This window comes from Candidatus Bathyarchaeota archaeon, from assembly GCA_026014585.1.
Classification (GTDB): Archaea; Thermoproteota; Bathyarchaeia; order Bathyarchaeales; family Bathycorpusculaceae; genus Bathycorpusculum.
On record JAOZIA010000002.1, the window covers coordinates 19,550 to 35,686 of the forward strand.

Annotated in this window: 16 protein-coding genes; 13 read left to right on the plus strand and 3 right to left on the minus strand. The window is 45.7% G+C overall.

Going from position 1 to position 16,137, the window contains the following annotated elements:
- Position 1 precedes the first annotated feature (1 nt).
- The 5 genes from NWF01_00250 to NWF01_00270 are packed head-to-tail and all read left to right on the plus strand — an operon-like array spanning position 2 to position 6,401.
- The gene (locus tag NWF01_00250) at positions 2-1,228 is read left to right on the plus strand and encodes a polysaccharide pyruvyl transferase family protein (protein MCW4023454.1); all 1,227 of its coding nucleotides are present in this window, start codon (positions 2-4) and stop codon (positions 1,226-1,228) included.
- Complete coding sequence (locus tag NWF01_00255; GenBank protein ID MCW4023455.1) at positions 1,216-4,020, plus strand: AMP-binding protein; 2,805 nt, start codon at positions 1,216-1,218, stop codon at positions 4,018-4,020. Before NWF01_00250 ends, NWF01_00255 begins: the two co-directional genes overlap by 13 nt.
- 1 nt (position 4,021) lies before the next feature.
- Complete coding sequence (locus NWF01_00260; protein MCW4023456.1) at positions 4,022-4,630, plus strand: L-2-amino-thiazoline-4-carboxylic acid hydrolase; 609 nt, start codon at positions 4,022-4,024, stop codon at positions 4,628-4,630.
- The gene (locus NWF01_00265) at positions 4,627-5,922 is read left to right on the plus strand and encodes an FAD-dependent oxidoreductase (GenBank protein ID MCW4023457.1); all 1,296 of its coding nucleotides are present in this window, start codon (positions 4,627-4,629) and stop codon (positions 5,920-5,922) included. Before NWF01_00260 ends, NWF01_00265 begins: the two co-directional genes overlap by 4 nt.
- On the plus strand, positions 5,919-6,401 hold the full coding sequence (locus NWF01_00270; GenBank protein MCW4023458.1) for a hypothetical protein: 483 nt from the start codon (positions 5,919-5,921) through the stop codon (positions 6,399-6,401). Before NWF01_00265 ends, NWF01_00270 begins: the two co-directional genes overlap by 4 nt.
- Positions 6,402-6,471: 70 nt before the next feature.
- On the opposite strand, the gene NWF01_00275 is transcribed toward NWF01_00270, so the two are convergent.
- Positions 6,472-8,487, minus strand: a complete 2,016-nt coding sequence (locus NWF01_00275) for a V-type ATP synthase subunit I (protein MCW4023459.1) — start codon at positions 8,485-8,487, stop codon at positions 6,472-6,474.
- Positions 8,488-8,544: 57 nt separating this feature from the next.
- On the opposite strand from NWF01_00275, the gene NWF01_00280 reads away from it, so the two are divergent.
- The 8 genes from NWF01_00280 (at position 8,545) to NWF01_00315 (ending at position 14,310) form a co-directional block, all read left to right on the plus strand.
- Positions 8,545-8,853 carry a V-type ATP synthase subunit F gene (locus NWF01_00280; GenBank protein MCW4023460.1) on the plus strand — a complete coding sequence of 103 codons (309 nt, stop codon included), beginning with the start codon at positions 8,545-8,547 and terminating at the stop codon, positions 8,851-8,853.
- 2 nt (positions 8,854-8,855) lie between these two features.
- Positions 8,856-9,491 (plus strand): V-type ATP synthase subunit E, encoded by a 636-nt coding sequence (locus NWF01_00285; protein ID MCW4023461.1) that lies wholly within the window; start codon positions 8,856-8,858, stop codon positions 9,489-9,491.
- The gene (locus NWF01_00290; GenBank protein ID MCW4023462.1) at positions 9,481-11,253 is read left to right on the plus strand and encodes a V-type ATP synthase subunit A; all 1,773 of its coding nucleotides are present in this window, start codon (positions 9,481-9,483) and stop codon (positions 11,251-11,253) included. The genes NWF01_00285 and NWF01_00290 overlap by 11 nt, the downstream gene beginning before the upstream one ends.
- Positions 11,250-12,665 carry a V-type ATP synthase subunit B gene (locus NWF01_00295; protein ID MCW4023463.1) on the plus strand — a complete coding sequence of 472 codons (1,416 nt, stop codon included), beginning with the start codon at positions 11,250-11,252 and terminating at the stop codon, positions 12,663-12,665. Before NWF01_00290 ends, NWF01_00295 begins: the two co-directional genes overlap by 4 nt.
- Positions 12,655-13,287, plus strand: coding sequence for a V-type ATP synthase subunit D (locus tag NWF01_00300; protein MCW4023464.1), 633 nt, complete (start codon positions 12,655-12,657; stop codon positions 13,285-13,287). Before NWF01_00295 ends, NWF01_00300 begins: the two co-directional genes overlap by 11 nt.
- Positions 13,284-13,724 carry a universal stress protein gene (locus NWF01_00305; GenBank protein MCW4023465.1) on the plus strand — a complete coding sequence of 147 codons (441 nt, stop codon included), beginning with the start codon at positions 13,284-13,286 and terminating at the stop codon, positions 13,722-13,724. Before NWF01_00300 ends, NWF01_00305 begins: the two co-directional genes overlap by 4 nt.
- Before the next feature lie 12 nt (positions 13,725-13,736).
- On the plus strand, positions 13,737-13,883 hold the full coding sequence (locus NWF01_00310) for a hypothetical protein (GenBank protein ID MCW4023466.1): 147 nt from the start codon (positions 13,737-13,739) through the stop codon (positions 13,881-13,883).
- 82 nt (positions 13,884-13,965) lie between these two features.
- Positions 13,966-14,310, plus strand: coding sequence for an ATP synthase subunit C (locus tag NWF01_00315; GenBank protein ID MCW4023467.1), 345 nt, complete (start codon positions 13,966-13,968; stop codon positions 14,308-14,310).
- Between the two features lie 242 nt (positions 14,311-14,552).
- On the opposite strand, the gene NWF01_00320 is transcribed toward NWF01_00315, so the two are convergent.
- Together NWF01_00320 and NWF01_00325 are read right to left on the minus strand one after the other, a co-directional pair.
- A complete protein-coding gene (locus tag NWF01_00320; protein MCW4023468.1) occupies positions 14,553-15,611 on the minus strand; it encodes a V-type ATPase subunit in 1,059 nt (352 codons plus the stop codon).
- Positions 15,608-15,928: a hypothetical protein gene (locus NWF01_00325; protein MCW4023469.1), complete on the minus strand. Its 321-nt coding sequence runs from the start codon at positions 15,926-15,928 to the stop codon at positions 15,608-15,610. Before NWF01_00325 ends, NWF01_00320 begins: the two co-directional genes overlap by 4 nt.
- Between the last annotated feature and the right edge of the window lie 209 nt (positions 15,929-16,137).

Genomic DNA, 16,137 nt, shown 5'->3' on the forward strand with positions numbered 1-16,137 from the left:
GGTGAAGCCGAAAATTTTGCTAGTTGGCTACAACGGGGCAAACAACACGGGAGCGGAAGCTAAACTTCTGGTTTGCATTGATGAAATCCGCTCAATCATGGGTCCCGACGCCGTTATCACCGTGCCCTCTCTAAATGAGACAAACCTGCGACGCTACCTCAAAGAAGCACCCAACCTGAAAATCAAAACCGTAAACCCCGCCATATTCTTCTATGACGTTTGGAGATACGTTAGGCAGAATGATTTGATAGTGCTTGTCGAAGGCAGCTGCTATATGGACACGTGGAGTTCAGCGCTTCTTTGGGGCTATTTGCTTGCCACAAGATATGCACATTCCATGAAAAAACCCTGCCTCGCCTACTCCATAGACGCTGGGGAAGCTTCACGTTTTAATCGCTGGTTAATCCGCCGTGAAGCAAGCAAAACCGACCTTATCTTGGCAAGAACACAGCAGGCAGCAGAGCGGCTTCGGAACTGGCAGGTAACCGCGCCCATTGAAGTAACAGCTGATAATGCGTTTGCCTTTAATCCTAAGCCTCAAGACCAAAACCTGCTCAAACAAACATGGCCTGAGGCATCTCGTGTGGTTGGCATAGCGGCTGAAGACATTTACTTGTGGCCTGCCCAGATACGTCCTTTTGGTCCACGTGCGTCCTGTTATCGATGGCCCTACTATTACCAGCACTCAAAAGCCTGTCAAGAAAAAAGTGGGTTACTAATTGATGTTTTGGCAGTGCAAGCAGATGAAATCATAGAAAAATATGACAAAGACATCGCGTTGCTGAGCATGGAAGGCTTAGACACCGCATTTACAAAGCGGATCCAGCAGCACATGAAACATGCGGACAGAACTAAAGTTTTCAGTTCTATTAACTTTAATGCCTCACAAATGACCAGTGTTCTTCGGAGCTTAGAGATGCTCATTACGTCTCGTTACCACGCGGGTGTGCTATCATTACCCAGTTTGGTTCCTCAAACCGCTATTGGTCATGACTTGCGAATCAAGGACTTGTATGCGGACTTGGAAATTTCGGAGTTGTTTGTTGACCATGAAGACCCCAACCGTTACAAGAAACTAAGTGATAATGTTGAAACCCTCTTTAGGGAATATGAAACTATAAAGGCTAAACTCAAAAAGGGCTATGCTGACTATGAGGCACGTGAAAAACGAAACCCTCAACTGTTAAAAGCCTACATAGAATCAAACTATCCCAAGTGGTTAAATTGAGAACAATTCTGCTGACTGGGGCTAACGGGTTCATCGCGACCCAAATAGCCAAAAACCTCATCCAAAAAGAGGATACAGAAATCGTCGCGCTTGTCCGAGCCCGCAGCATGCAGGATGCCAAAGCTAAACTGATGCGGGAATGGTGGGATTACCCCGAACTGGTCAACTCGCTTGGAACCCGAATCCACGCGGTAAACGGTGATGTTTCTAAACTCCACCTCGGCTTAACCCCAAAAGAGTACACTAATGTTGCTCAAAAAACCACCCACATTATCCATACGGTGGCTGATTGGCGGATTCTTCCATTAGATGTGCTCAGGATAACCAACGTGCAAGGAACAGCCAACGTCATCGCTTTTGCCCGTGAAGCAAAAAAGCATCATTTAGAGCGACTGTCGCATGTTTCCACGGCGTACGTGGCGGGCGGTGCAACGGGAACCATAACTGAAGACCAGTTAACCGACGAGTTTGGGTTTTACTCAACTTATGAACACACCAAATACGAAGGCGAAAAACTCATACAGAACGCCAAAGCTGAGTTGCCCATATCGGTTTTTCGTCCATCCATGGTAGTCGGCGACTCAGAAACGGGCGTTATCAAAACCTTCAACACCCTCTACTTCCCCATGAAGCTCTACCTAATGGGCAAACTGCACGTTTTACCCGTCAGCAAAAACCTAAAACTAAACATTGTCCCCGTGGATTACGTCGCCAAAGCTGTTGTGCAGTTAACTTTTGAGGCAAAAGCCCAAGGAAAAACCTTCCATCTAACAGTGCCCAATGAGAGGCTTCCGCGGCTTGGTGAGCTTATGGAGTTCGCACAGAAATGGGCACAAACCAACCTTTACTGGAAGCTACCCCGCGCCGTCTGCATACCCATGTCCACCTCCGCCATGAAAGCCCTGCTTAAAATCCAACGCGCCTTCACTGGGAATCAACGAACGGTGGATACGCTTCTTTCGTTAGCGCCATATTTTAGGGAAAACCGTGTCTTCAACCGTGACAACACCGACCGCCTAATAGGACAATACGATTTTAACTGGCGCAAAGTCATGCCGCGGTTGCTTGAGTTTGCGGTTTACAACAGTTTCTTCCACCGGTCCGACCGCACCGTGCACGAGCAGGTGCTCTACAGGTTGGAGAGCAAAAGCCACCCCATCACCTATTATGACCTAACCGAGGGCAAAACTGTTAAGAAAACCGCACAGGAAATGCGAAACGAAATTTTGGCAGCAACCAGCGCGCTTAAAGCCATGGACATCGGGGTAGGTGACCACGTGGCGTTAACTGGCTTAAACAGCACCAAATACTTCGCAGTAGACATCGCCATTGGACTCGCAGGCGCAATCAGTGTACCTCTATACTACACCGCGCCCCCAGCAGATATCAATGAGGTTCTCAAAGCCAGTGGCGCCAAACTCTTCTTTGTAGGCATGCCCAGCCTCTTGGCGCGTGTTAAAGAACTTGAATCAGACATACCCATTGTTTCTATCTGCCGCAACCCAATCCCCGCAAACATGCAAAGACCCGTGGTTTCTTGGGAAGACTTCCTTACCAAAGGAAAAGGCGCAGAAAAAGTGGCTGTGCGGGCTCCCATCGGATTTGGTGACATTGCAACGTTGCGTTACTCGTCGGGTACAACGGGTAAGCCTAAAGGTGCAGTTTATAGACATGATAACTTGCGGTACATGGCTGAATCGCTGGTGTCCATTACGTCTTGGAAAGCCCGTATTCGAAAAAATGTTTACATGTCATTTCTGCCGATGGGACACGTGGTTGAAGGAATCCTTGCAACTTACTCACCATACTACGCACCAGCCTCCACAGATATCTACTTCCTAGAAGATTTCCGCAGACTCCAACAAGAACTGCCCCATGTCCGACCAACAATTTTCTTTGCGGTTCCACGTATTTACGAGAAAATCTGGGAAGCTCTAGAAAAAAACAGGCTCGGAAGATTCTACCTTAACACTAAAAACAGCCTACTCAAAAATTTACTGCGACGGACTCTGCGGAACATGCTTCTCAGCCGTGCTGGCTTAAACAAGTGTGAGCAGTTAATTGTTGGTTCGGCAAGCTCCAGTGACAGCCTTCTAAGAGACTACCGTGAAATAGGAATTGAAATCCATGACGCTTACGGTTTAACGGAAGCGCCGCTGGTAACCATGAACCGATACGGCAAAAACAGGCTTGGCACTGTGGGTGAACCCATGCCCTTTACGCAGGTAAGAATTGCTAAGGATGGGGAGATTATGGTTAAAGGTCCACAGGTGACTGTGGGTTACTTTGACCGCTCCATTGGGTCACCCTTAAATGATGGCTGGCTTATGACTGGTGACATCGGCAAACTAACCAAAGAGGGCAGCCTCATCATTTTTGGACGTAAAAAAGAAGTCATCAAAACCTCCTACGGCAAATGTATTTACTCTGACAAAATCGAAGGCATGATACGGGGATTGCCAGATGTCAATGAGGCTTTACTGGTAGGCGAATCTAAACCGTTTTGCACTGCAATTGTGTGGGTGGAAAAAAAACACTACAACCCAGCCGTCCTCGCCGCCATTGATAATGCAGTGGAAGAAATGAACAAGGGTCTCTCTCACCCTGAAAAAGTTAAGCGTTGGGCAATTCTTCCAAACAATTTAGGCATCGAAAGCGGCGAGTTAACCCCTAACTTGAAGCCTAAACGAGCCATAATCGCCCAGAAAAACGCCCAAATCATCAAAGCCCTATACAGCAACGAACCCGTTGAAGGTGAGGTACATGTGGGCGGTGTGGAGAAGGCTGATTAGCATGGGGCTGCGGCTTAGGTTTTTGGAGTGGTGGACACCTGGCTTTCTCATCAAAAGAGAACTTCAAAGCATCAATAAGCAAATCACAGAGGCACTCAAAGCCTTAATTCCTGCGGATGTGTTCCAAAAGGTTGACTTTCCCCAAATGCCCCAAGAGAGCATCCACGAGCAGAGAGCTGCGATGGCTCAAACCCACACCAAACTAGTCAAGATGCTAGAACAGGCACTTGGACATGAACAAGCCATCCAGCAGGGCAGAGAAGCACTCTTTTTGGTTGGGCAACGTATAGGCAGAAAAACCCGTGCTCAGCTGGGCGTGGGCGATAACCCTGCGGATTTGGAGCGCGCCGCCAAGATTCTCTACCGCGTGTTAGGCATATCGTTTCATCTACAATGGCTTAACAGTTCATCTGCAGTGGCAATTATTGACCGCTGTGCACTTTCAAAGGAATATTCCGAGTTTACCTGTGAAATCCTGTGCGCTACCGATGAAGGCGTTATAAGCGGGCTACAACCCAATGTGACTATGAAGTTTGTGAAGTACATGACGGGCGGCTGCCAGAACTGCAGGGCAACACTGCAATTTACCCCAAAGGAGGCAACGGTGTGAGGGCAGTTGTGGTTGGGTCTGGCGCGGGAGGCGCAACAACCGCTTGTGAGCTTGCAAAAAATGGCTTTGAAGTCACTCTTCTGGAAGCGGGTAAGCCGTTTAGTCCCTTGTCGCATAAGGTTTCATGGTTTAGCCCTCTGCGTGGCTCATTTCTGATTAAAGACGAAAAAGCGATTAAACGTGTATTTTCGCATTACGGGGTTACCCGTTCAGATGAAGACATGGTTATTTTTCGAGGCTTAACTGAGGGAGGCTGCACCAGCATATCCTGCGGTTGCATGATTAAGGCAACAAACGGCTTAAATGAAATCGGGCTGGACTTATCAGCCGAGTTTGCGGAAATTGAGCAAGCCCTCAAAATCACAACCACACCTAAAGAGAAATGGCGTCCCCTAACACAACTCATGTACGAAAAAGCACAACAACTTGGCTTATCACCGCAACCCACACCCAAGGTTGTAGATTTTTCTAAGTGTGTTGGATGTGGTTACTGTGAATTGGGCTGTGATACAGGCGCTAAATGGGACAGCCGACGCCTCTACCAAGAACAACTCGGCAAAGGTATCACTTTGAAAACCGATGTCAAGGTGGAAAAAGTGCTCTTAGAAGGCAACCGTGCAACGGGCGTTTTAACTTCTAAGGGACAGCAAATCAGCGCGGACGTGGTGGTGCTCTCGGCAGGCGGCATTGGTACAGCACAGATTTTGAAGGCGTCGGGGTTGCCTGCGCGCGACAATCTCTGGGTGGATGTGGTTTTGACGGTGGGTGGCGTGCTGAAGGGGTCAAGGATGCTAGAGGAGGCACCTATGGCATGGTACATCAAAGAAGAAAATTACATTCTCTCGCCCTACTTTGATTTGCTCTCGTACTGGTTCTATAAACCATGGAAAAACGTTGGCGCTGAGGATAGGGTGGGTATGATGATTAAGTTGGCGGATTCCGCGCAGGGCACGGTAAACGCTGATGGCACAGTAACCAAATCATTAACCCCCAAAGACAAACAAAACCTATCCAAAGCCAAAGCGCAAGCCAAACAGATAATGCAAGCAGCAGGTGTGTCTGGTCCGTTTGTTGACGGCATGATTCATGGCGGGCATCTGGGCGGAACAGTTCCTCTTACAAAAACGGATGTTGCCTCTATGCATCCATCTTGGCTGCCAAGGAATCTTTGGGTTGCTGACCTCTCACTGTTGCCGCAGTCGCAGGGGTTGCCAGCAATGTTAACTACCATGGCGCTATCCCTTAAAGTGGCAAGAAAAATCCTCCAAGAAAAAGGCGAAAACAAGAATTGACTGAAAGTAACAGGAAATACTACACCACAAGCGGACTGCTGCTGGGAAACCTAATCGTTATTGTCTGGGTTGGTTTGGCGGCTCTGGCTTGTGCACTGTTTAACCTTTGGGCAGCACTTCTTTACTTCGCAGCAGTTGCTTTTCTTATCTTTTATGTGATGGGCAAAAAAGGCTGCGTAACCTGCTACTACTGCAAAAACTGTACCATCGGCATGGGCAAACTCCCCTACCTCTTCTTTAGAAAAGGCGGCACAGCAAACGTTAACAAACGAGCACTACATGTCTTTGCGATTAACTACTGGTTGCTTAGTGCATTGCCCACCGCGTTAATTGCATATTCCTTATACCAAGAGTTCACGGTTTTGAAGGCTACTTTGCTAGTCGGAGTTTTAGTTTTCTCTGTCTACACGGGTGCGCTTCGGTGGCGAACTCTTGCTGGCAAAAACACGCTAACCTTACAAAAGAATTTAATGGCTTGAAAAGGCGCCATTAGGGACACTCCCTCTATCGTTTCTGCAATGAATTACTAATAGGAACCAAATATGTTGGTTAAACTGTTTTGGCATTTGACGGGGTATTTTCGGCTTTTTTCTTGAAGGTCACCGTTGTGTAGGTGAAGTTTTGTTTAAACGGCTGGAAAGGTGTTCCTGTACCTTGATAGAATTTGCTGAACCACTCGTAGAAGTGCAGTCTCATAGTGTGGATGAAGACGATTAAGCCTTCCAGCGCAAGCACGAAAATGTTTCCAAAAACCACGATGACTCCGCTTAGGATTAGCGTGAGTGGGTTTGCAGTTCCTACTAAGCCTGAGATTGAGTAAACTACCAGCAGTAGTGCCCAGTGCGCCATAAGTAACGCCAAAATACGTGAGTACGAAATCGTGTTGCTAAGTAGCCTTGTGACTAGGTCTCCTCCTTCAAAGAGTCGTTCACCAAGCGAATTGTGTTCTTCTTCGCCGTCGTGTTCTTGAGTGATTTTTGGTTTGTGCACCTTGGCGACGATGGGTTTGCCTATAACCAGAATTATAAAGGGTATAATCACCGCTAAAACTGGACCTTGGAACCATTTCCCAAAATCTAACTGGCAGGTCGCGATTAGGTAGACTGAGCCGATGTAGAAGGCGATTTTTGGCACTGAATCCAACAGGGCATCTACTATTTTGTGTTTAAAGAGGTAATTTGCCATCTCCAGCACAAAACCACTCTCAATCTGTATAACTCCCACTATCATACTGAAAATCAGAAACGTCAGCACATCATGAAACGGGCTCATCCATAACGGGTGAATTGCTATGCCAAAGAACTCGTCAAACAGGGCACCCGCTACAATTGCGCCTATACCACATGCTGCCAAAATCCAGCCTACATTGCGGATGGACTGATTGTTTTTCATCAAAAACCCGACTGCTGCGCCTCCCACCAGGAGCACTAAGCCGTGGCCAATGTCACCAAACATTAACCCGAAGATAAGCGGGAATGTGATGGCAAGGATTGGTGTGGGGTCAAATTCGCTGTACGTAGGCACGCCGTAGAGTTTGGTGATTTCTTCAAAGGGACGTACAAAACGGTTATGGTTGAATTTTGTGGGATGGTCCTCAAATTTTGCGTTGGTGTTCTCGAGAACTAAGGCTTTCTCGCCCAAGGTATCTTTAACCTTCTCGCCAAGCGCTTCAAACTTTTTTTCGGGAACGTACCCATTCACGGTTGCTAAGCGTTCTGACTGCAGAAACTTTTCTTCAGCTTTAAGCAGTTCCAAAATGTTCTGTATGGTTTCTCTCCAAACCGTGATGTTTGCCCTGTTTTCTTTTCCAAGTTTTTTGATTTCAGCTTTAAAGGTTTTTTCTTTTTTAGCATTCTCATCTAACTGCTGATTAACCTGTTTTAAGGCTTCATCCACGTTAGATGGCAGGTCTTGTGGGATTTGGATGGATTCTGCATGATGCATTTTTAGGATTTTTTCTACTTCTGCCCTAAACTTGCTGGGCATGGCTATACATGCATAATCTGCTTCCTTGTTTAAGGAGCATCGGTTAAAATACGCTGGGAGGCTTGAAAGTGCCGTTTCCAGTTTATCCACGTTTCTGATTGGAACCTTTGCGATTTCAATATGGATTAGTTTGAGGTTTTCTATGGCTTCAAGATCAGCACCCATATTCTTCATTATTGTAAGTCTGCCTTTAACTTGAGTGCGTTCAGAATTTTCCTGTTCAAGATTGGTCAATGCAGTGGTGTGCTCGTCGAATTGGTTTTTTAATTTTTGTACCTCTTGACTCGTTGACACCAGTAGTGACTGCCAATTTTCCGCGGTGATTTGTGTCGCCTGCGGCTCTATGGTTTTGAAGGTGTCAAGGAGACGGGGTTTTTCTGTTTCTACATGTTTTGTGATTTCTTCCACTGTTGCAAGAGATTGTTCAGCTTGTTGGATGTTTTGTTTGTACTGAACGGAGGTTTCTCCTGTTTGTTCAATGTGGAACTCTCCAAATCCGCTTAGCGCTTCAAGTAATTGCTCAACGTCTTCTTTGACGCAGATAATCGATGTAGCAGCTACTCTCTCTGAGCGAATCATGATTATTCTAACAAAATGTAAATTAACCCAAACTTAAACTTTCATCTCGGTGAGCGCATGAAATGCATCGCAATCGGCGATAATCAGATGATAACCGGTTTCAGGCTAGTGGGGGTACTAGGCAAGGAAGCAAATTCACCAAAACAAACATTAGATGCGCTCAAAGAAGCGTTAACCCGCAGGGACTTAGCGATAATTATTCTCAGCCAAGACTTCTCTAGCGAGCCCCAAATTCAGCAAGAAATCAGCAAAATACGCAAAGAGAGACCCGTGCCGTTAATTGTAGAGTTTCCTTCAGGTAAAGGCGGGGGCGGTGAAACTTCGATTTCTCAGTTGGTAAGTAAATCTTTAGGAGTTAGAATGTAACCTTGAGCGTTAAAAATGGCATCTCAGCTATTGCAACCCAGATACTGGGTGATGTGCAAAAGGAATCAGAAGCCGTAATAGCAGCGGCTGAAACCCAAGCAAAAGAAACCCTAAAACAGGCAAAAGCAGAAGCCGAAAAAGCCTACGCTAAAACCATAGCGCAGGCAAACATTAAGGCAGATGCGGAACAACGTAGAATTGCTTCCCTTACCGAGGTAGAAATGCGTAACCGATTGCTGACGGCAAAAGAAGAAATGGTCAATGAAGCATTTCAGAAAGCTCTTGGTAGTTTAACGGATTTTGTTAAAACCAAAAAATATCAAACTTACCTATTAAAGCAGATAGAGGAGTCTTCACAGAAAATCGGCTCAAAAAACTTGATTGTTCAAGTTAGCGCTCAAGATAAAGAATGGTTAGTACAGGAAAAACTTGAGCACTTGTCCAAAAAACTTAACCTTAACCTCCAATTATCTAAAGAGTCAATTGGCTGCTTAGGTGGCTGCATTATTCAAGCGGAGGATGGCAAAATAGTGTGGGATAACACTTTGGACCACAGGCTTGAAGAACTCAAACCTGTATTACGCGTTGAAGTTGCAAAGATTCTTTTCGCAAAGGAGGACCCAAAACTTGCCAGTTAAAGGCAAAATCATCCGCGTTGTAGGACCAGTTGTTGAAGCTAACGGCATGAAAGATGCTGTCATGTACGAACTGGTCGAAGTCGGCAGTCAAGGTTTAATCGGCGAGATTATCCGCCTCGAAGGCGACAACGCAACCATTCAAGTTTACCAAAACACGGCAATGCTCAAGCTCGACGAGCCAGTGGTTGGTACAGGAAACCCTCTCTCTGTTGAGCTTGCCCCTGGATTAGTAAGTCAAGTTTTTGATGGCATTCAACGTCCGCTTGAGGTGATGCGAGACCAGGGTGGCGCGTTTATTCAGCAATCTCAAAAAGTTTCACCTCTTTCCAGAGACAAACGATGGTTCTTTGAACCCGCAGTTAAAGTCGGCGATAGAGTCAGCGCTGGTGATGTAATAGGTGTGGTAGAAGAAACCGACCTGATTGAGCACCGTATTCTTGTGCCATTTGGTGTGCAGGGAAAAATCGCACACATTGAACCCAAAGGCAACTACACAATCGAGGAGCCGCTTGTTGTGGTTGAGTCGCCTGAGGGCAAAAAAACCGAGATAGCTATGCTTCAACGGTGGCCAGTGCGCAAACCCCGACCCTTCTCCAAGCGTCTTCCCTCAACTGTACCCTTAATCACTGGTCAACGCGTAATTGATACGCTATTTCCGATAGTGCGGGGCGGTAGCGCAGCAATTCCGGGTGGTTTTGGAACAGGAAAAACCATCACTCAACAGCAACTTGCCAAATGGTCTGATGCAAACCTGATTATTTACGTGGGTTGCGGGGAACGCGGCAACGAAATGGTTGATGTGCTCACCAGCTTTCCCGAACTCACTGACCCCTCCACTGGGCACCCCTTAATGGAACGCACTATCCTCATCGCCAACACAAGTAACATGCCCGTCTCAGCAAGAGAAGCCAGCATCTACACTGGCATTACCCTCGCAGAGTATTATCGTGACATGGGTTACTCCGTAGCGTTAATGGCGGACTCAACCAGTCGCTGGGCAGAAGCTTTGCGTGAAGTTTCAGGGCGACTTGAAGAAATGCCTGCTGAGGAAGGTTTCCCAAGCTATCTGCCGTCTCGTCTTGCAGAATTTTATGAGCGTACAGGCGCGGTGCAGACTTTGGGTTCGGATAAGCGTGAGGGTTCTATTTGTGCTATCGGAGCGGTTTCTCCTCCAGGCGGAGACTTCTCTGAACCAGTTACGCAGCATACTAAGCGTTTTACAAGGGTTTTCTGGGCGCTTGATCCCGCCTTAGCTGATGCAAGACATTACCCTGCGATTAATTGGATGCAAAGCTACAGCGGCTACATTGACCAACTGGAGGGGTGGTGGAGCCTAAACATTGACCGGGAGTGGCACCGTTACCGCAGTGAAGCCATGAGGATTCTACAAGCAGAGGACGAGTTGCAAAACATCGTTAAACTGGTAGGTCCAGAAGCTCTCCCCGACAGGCAACGTCTAATTCTAGAAACCGCCCGCATCATCCGCATCGCGTTCCTGCAGCAAAACGCGCTTGACCCCATCGATACCTACTGCAGCCCAAAAAAACAGTTCAAAATGCTCAAAATCATCGTTAACTTCCACATGCTCTCAGAAAAAGTCATTGCCAAAGGTGCACCGATTTTCAAAATCACCAAGCTGCCTGTTTTGCAAGAAATTATGCGCATTAAAACTAACGTGCCAAACGAAAAAGTCAGCGTTTTGGATGATTTAGAATCGCTTATGCGTCACCGTTTTGAAGAACTGGAGGCATCATTGAGATGAGTATAGGTTTAGAATACAAGGGTGTAGCATCAATTTCTGGTCCAATTCTCGTAGTTGAAAACGTTAAGGGCGTTGGCTTTGAAGAGTTGGTTTCCGTAAAAACCCAAACAGGCGAAACCCGCATAGGCAGAGTAATCCAAGTCACCAAAAAAGCCGTAACCGTTCAGGTTTTTGAGGGCACCACTGGGCTTTCTCCTTCCGAAACCCGCACACGCTTCCTCGGACGCCCCCTTGAGGTTCCAGTCTCCACCGAAATGCTTGGACGCGTCATGAACAGTTTTGGCGAACCCATCGATGGGCACCCAAGATTTTTCACCGAAGAAAAACGCGACGTAAACGGCTTCCCACTAAACCCAACAGCCCGCGAGTACCCAAGAGACTTCATTCAAACAGGCATCTCCGCCATCGACTGCCTCAGCAGCCTTGTACGCGGACAAAAACTGCCCGTTTTCAGCGGTCCGGGTCTTTCCCACAACTTTTTAGCTTCCCAAATTGTCCGTCAAGCCCAAATCCGAGGCGGCGGCAGCGAAGATTTCTCTATTGTTTTCATCGCGCTGGGTTTGGAACATGATGACGCAGCATTTTTCCGCGAAAGCTTTGAAGCAACAGGCGCAATCAAGAATGTGGCGATGTTTCTGAACTTGGCTGATGACCCCCCAGTTGAACGTATCATCACTCCAAGAGCAGGCTTAACCTTAGCCGAATACTTAGCTTATGAAAAAGACACGCATGTTCTGGTAATTATCACTGACATGACCAACTACTGTGAAGCCCTCAGGGAAGTTAGTGCGTCTATGGAAGAAGTGCCCAGCCGAAAAGGCTACCCAGGCTACATGTACAGCGACCTAGCCAGCATCTATGAGCGCGCAGGCAGAATCGTGGGCAAAAAAGGCAGCATCACCCAAATGCCCATCTTAACCATGCCAAACGATGACATCACCCACCCTATTCCCGACTTAACCGGCTACATCACCGAAGGACAAATCGTGTTGTCCCGCTCTCTGGAAAAACAGGGCATTTACCCGCCAATTAACATCTCAACAAGCCTTTCAAGGTTGATGAAGGATGGCATTGGCAAAGGACGAACCCGCGAAGACCATCACGACGTAGCAAGCCAACTATACGCAGCATACGCCCAATACAACTCCGTCAAATCTCTTGCAACTATCATCGGCGAGGAAGGCTTAGTCAGCCGCGACAAGGATTACCTTCATTTTGGTGACCGCTTCGAGAAAGCCTTGATTAATCAGGGCAGAAATGAAAACCGTAGTATCGAGCAAACCTTACAAATTGCGTGGGATACGCTGTCACTGTTGCATGAGGAAGAATTAACCAGCATACACAAAGAATATGTTGAAAAATATTTTCCCAAGCGTGAAGGACAAGTAGGAGAACCCTCCGTTGTCACTTGAGAACATCAGCCCAACAAGAATTAACCTGATTCAAACCAAAAAAACCCTCAAACTAGCGGAGTCTGGCAAAGAAATATTAGAGCGGAAAAAAGATGTTCTATTGCGGGAGTTACGTAACAGCATTTATGAGGCGCAACGGGCAAGAGAAGAACTATCTGAAGCTACTGCTAAAGCTCTTGAGCGTTTAAGGCAGGCATACCTTGCAAAGGGTTCTGATACTATCGCAAATGCGGCTGTGGCTACCAGTTTAGAAGCTGATTTTCTGATTGATTTCCGTAGTGTCATGGGCGTCACTGTTCCTATCGTTGAGTTCCAAGAAGGAAAAGACGTTAAACCCGATTACGGCTTTGCCAACACCACCTCAGATTTAGACTCTGCGTTTAAGCAATTTTATCATATTCTCGACTTAGTCGCTAAGCTGGCTCAGGCAGAAGGCACCGCTTTTCAGCTTGCAGATGACGTGGGCAAAACCCAGAGACGAGTAAACGCGTTAACCTACGTTCTTATTCCAAAGTACCAAAATACCGTCAAAGAGATTGCGCTTGTGCTGGAAGAAAAAGACCGCGAAGAATTTGTACGTACAAAACGAATTAAAAGCATGATAAAGGAGCAAACAAAATGATAACCCCATTTCATGAAATAAAAAAAATCCTGATTCCCACTGACGGCTCAGACTATAGTATGCGCGCTGCAGAATACGGAATAAGCATAGCCAAAGTATTTGGTGCCCAAGTAACTGCATTGTTTGTTATTGATACATTGGTGTTAGACCAGATTTCAAAAGTAACCACTCGTGAAAACGCTGAAGCAGACCTAAAACAGGACGGTGAAAGATACACCAACTACGTTTTGGATTTGGCAGAAAAAGAAAACATCAAAGCCGATTCCATGATTGCAAAAGGCAACCCTGTTGAGCAAATTGTGAATTTTGCTAAAAACTCTGCTGATTTGATAGTGATGGGCACGTATGGTCGTAGAGGTGCAGAGCGTATTCTGATTGGCAGCGTTGCCGAACGCGTAATTGAGCATGCCTCTTGTCCAGTGCTGGTTATAAAATAGTTGGTGAAGCAATTGATAAGTGATAAACTATTAGTTGACTATCAAAGCTTCAATCAAAACATCGAATTTTTATCTCAACAAGCAATGCAGGATATTCGTGAAAAAATCAAAAAAATAAAAAAAGACGCTCAAGCCCTTGGCGAAACTATCGGGGGCTAAATTATACATTTTTAAGATATTTCAAAGAAAAAAGTTAATATTAGTAAACTGTTGTGTTTTGTTTACTGAGGTTTGAATAAAATTGAAGCTTAAATATGCTTTAATATTGCTTGTTCTTCCCATATTAGTAATGTCTGTTGCAAGCATCGCTTTTGCGATAAATGTCTCTCCTGCACAAGAATCCACAACCGACGTTGTTGAAAGTGCACTATACGACAAAATAGGCTTAGCTTTAAGCGCTGGATTAGCCGTGGGATTAACAGGTATTGCTGCTGGTCTTGCAATTTCATCAGTTGGCAGCGCTGCAGTGAGCGCTCTTGCCGAGAAGCCTGAAACATTCTTCAGAAGCTTCCTTATCGTGGCGCTGGCTGAAGCTCTTGCAATTTACGGTTTAATTATGGGTATCCTACTCTGGCTCAAACTTTAGAACCCAAAAAATAAACCCTACTGTCCCTTTGGAACTCTGCAGTTTTTTGTCCTGCACGAAACCATTTTTCTTCTCTAACCAACCATCACATATTTGCCGTCTATTTGGAGCCTAATAGTCAACTCATGCAGAAAACATATAGAGGGGGGTACTAATGGCGACTTTTCAAGCTATTAGTATGTTGGAAACGCATAGGCTAAGAGAGCACAAATAAGCCAAACAGCCAGCGCTTCCCGAACCCGCTAAGCAATCAGGTTCAAGTGATGCAAAATGTCCTCTGGATTTTGCTCGCCCTCTATGCCCAAACTAATTATGGAGAGATTGTGAGCTTCCACTTGTTTTTGCACCATAAAAGATAGAGGCACACCAATGTTGAATAGTTTCCCAATCCGTCTGCCTTTTGCATCCTCCAGAATTGCTGACTTGAAGTTGCGCTCAGCATTAGAAACCGCCTCTTCAGGAGTAGCGGCTTTAGAGAAGAATTTTTTGTACTCAGTTTTCTGCATAAGACTAAGAGCTGAATCAAAATCCTCTGCTGATATGATGTCTTCAAGGACATCTTTGGAGAGGTTAAAAGTTTTGTTTGGAACCGCCAACCTTAACCAGTTACTACCATACCCCAAATATTTGCCACGTAACAGCGAAAGTAACACGTAACCGTCATACTCCATGATTGCATAGACTTTAGCGTAAGACTGCTCCTTTTTAGGAAGAGCACAATACGCTTCAAAAAACCGCTCATAAAACTCTTTATCCAAATGCACATCAAAACCAACTGTGGAACCAGTCTCTTCAAAAAACTCCAGCCCAAAACGCAAAGCAGAATAAAACGGCGAACCCTTCAAGGACACCACAAGCGATTGCAAATCAGATGATTTAGCTGCATCCTCTATTAAGGCATGGTTTTTGAAGTAATGCTCTACGGAAACGTAAATTTTTGAAGCTCTCTCTTCAGGGTTTTGTTTTGCTGCAGTAGCTTTTATTAGGGCTTTAATGTTTTCAACTTCAACTTTGAGAAGGTACATTGAAAGGTAGTTTGCTGCTTGTTTGGGGCATTTTTTGATGATTTTTATTTCAGTGTCAAGCAGGGTTTCATTAAAAGCTCGCTCAAGTTTTCTACTGGTAAGAGGCAGGGAAAGTTTGCTGATTTTTTCCTGATAAATCGTGTCATGCAACTGCGTCGCAAACTCGGATAAGCTCATGTTTTCTGCTAAAGCTTTTATTTTTGATTCGGAAAGAATCCTGCTACGCTCGGCTCCAATCAGTGCGAGAACGCTTGCGTAACGGCTGGTTTGGGTCAAACTTTGTTTTCTCCAAGAACACCATTAACGATTACAGTAACTGCTTTTGAAAGCTTTTTTTCGGCTTGAGCCTGAAGTTTTTCAGCTTCGGTTTGGTTGAGCTTTAGGAGTTCTTCACGGTTTTTGTTGGCTTCCTTTACCGCGTTGTTGTAGAGGTTTTGGGCTTCCTCTTGGGCGTATGTGTCACTGTTTGCAACAAGTTTTTCGGCTTCCTTTTGTGCAACGGCAACTATTTCTTGGGATTTAGTTTGGGCGTCAAGCTTGATTTGTCCTGCTTGTGCCTCGATTTTTTTTAGTTCATCCCAAACTTTTTCCATATTTTCACAACTGTGATAATAATGCTACAACATTCTGGTTCTAAAGGTTTTCACTTCACCATCTGTTTTTTGACTTTGAATCTTTTGAAAAATACATTAAGACTTTAACTGTATATTCTAAACCATCAATAAACAGTAATACTTTTATTAATAATCGTGTTACTTAAATATTAGAGTCACCACACATACACAACATAAAACACATAGAA